This window comes from Paraburkholderia sediminicola, assembly GCF_046027825.1.
GTDB lineage: Bacteria > Pseudomonadota > Gammaproteobacteria > Burkholderiales > Burkholderiaceae > Paraburkholderia > Paraburkholderia sediminicola_D.
The window spans coordinates 1-1,451 of the sequence record NZ_JAQQDU010000221.1 but is presented as its reverse complement, the minus strand read 5'-3'; the positions used below and the strand labels follow the sequence as shown (position 1 = coordinate 1,451).

Sequence of the window (1,451 nt, the reverse complement as noted above, 5' to 3'; positions counted from 1 at the left end):
CTGTAATGCGGTAATCAACCCGCGGATATCAGATCCTATGAAGCGAGGGCCTCGACAGGCTGACGCCTAAAATCAGCGTGCCGAGGTTTGCTCTCAGGAGAACATCATGCGTACCGATCAGGCATATACAGGGAATGGTGACGTACCAGTGCTGGCAGTGTCGCTGGAACTGGCGGCGGCCAAATGGAAAGTTGCGCTTCACGATGGTCGGCGCGAGAAGCCGGCCGTGCACACGGTCCCACAGCCTCAGGCCGCAGCGCGTCTGCAGGCGACGCTGGACCTGATCGAGATACACAAGGAGAAGTGGTCGTTGCCCGAGGACGTACGGATCGTCGTGAGCTATGAAGCCGGGCAGGACGCGTTCTGGATCTGTCGCGCGCTGCGGCGCCGACACATTGAATGCCACGTCGTCGATCCGGCCAGCATTCCGGTCGAACGTCATCAGCGGCGCGCGAAGACCGACCGCCTCGACGTCATCAAGCTTGTCATCAACCTGCGCGCGTGGCTGCGCGGCGAGCGCGACCGCATGCACGTAGTGCACATGCCGTCACAGGAGGACGAGGCTACACGTCACCTCATGCGCGAGCGCGGACAACTGCAGAAGGAAATCCTGCAGCACCGCGACCGGATGCGCAAGCTGCTGGTTACGATTGGCTGCTGGGACGCCGTCGATCACCGGACCTTCGCCGGCCGGCTCGAGCGCGGGGAAGTGCACTGCCATGACGGTGCGCCATTGCCGCGCGAGTTGCATGAGCGGTTACTGCGCGAGTGCGAACGGCTGGCACTCGTTAAGCACCAACTTGCGGTGCTGGAGAAGACGCGGCAGACAAACGTGCCAGCGCCCGCGCGCCAGCGTTCCGATGCGCTGGCGCGCCTCCAGGGAATTGGCGAAGTAGGCGCGTCACGTCTTGCCCTCGAGCTGTTCTGGCGGGACTTCCACAACCGTCGGGAAGTCGGTGCATGCGTCGGACTGGTCCCCCAACCCTTCGACAGTGGCGAGAGTCAGGTCGACCAGGGGATCAGCAAACAGGGAAACCGGCGGGTACGCGCGCTTCTGGTCGAGATCGCATGGACCTGGCTGCGCTACCAGCCTGGCAGCGCATTAACGAAATGGTTTTACCAGCGCACACAGGGCACCGGACCGAACCGACGCGCGCGACGTATTGCCATCGTCGCGGTAGCACGACGGCTTGCCATTGCGTTGTGGCGCTATCTGAAAGACGGGGTCATTCCCGAAGGCGCGCACCTAAAGTCAGCTTGAGCCCTGGTTTCGCAGGAAGGAGTCTGGCAGTTGCATAGCAAACGAGTTCGAAGTGAACATGCCCGTGATCACGCTGGGTTGCAAACGCAACCGAATAGCTCTCAGATGGGGCATGTTCCCGGAAGCGATTCCGGCGTAACGCGCATTGCAGGATAAGGCTGGCAACGCGCCAGCGGATAGAAGGTGGTGA

The 1,451-nt window shown here is 62.1% G+C and carries 1 protein-coding gene; it reads left to right on the top strand.

Annotated elements, in window-relative coordinates:
• Positions 1–106 precede the first annotated feature (106 nt).
• Entirely contained in the window at positions 107–1,261 is a 1,155-nt protein-coding gene (locus PQQ96_RS41950) for an IS110 family RNA-guided transposase (RefSeq protein WP_408303286.1), read from the top strand.
• Positions 1,262–1,451: the final 190 nt, after the last annotated feature.

Excerpts from the sequence above, each read along its gene's own strand:
- PQQ96_RS41950 (WP_408303286.1), top strand. The coding sequence starts at position 107 with ATGCGTACCGATCAGGCATATACAGGGAATGGTGACGTACCAGTGCTG.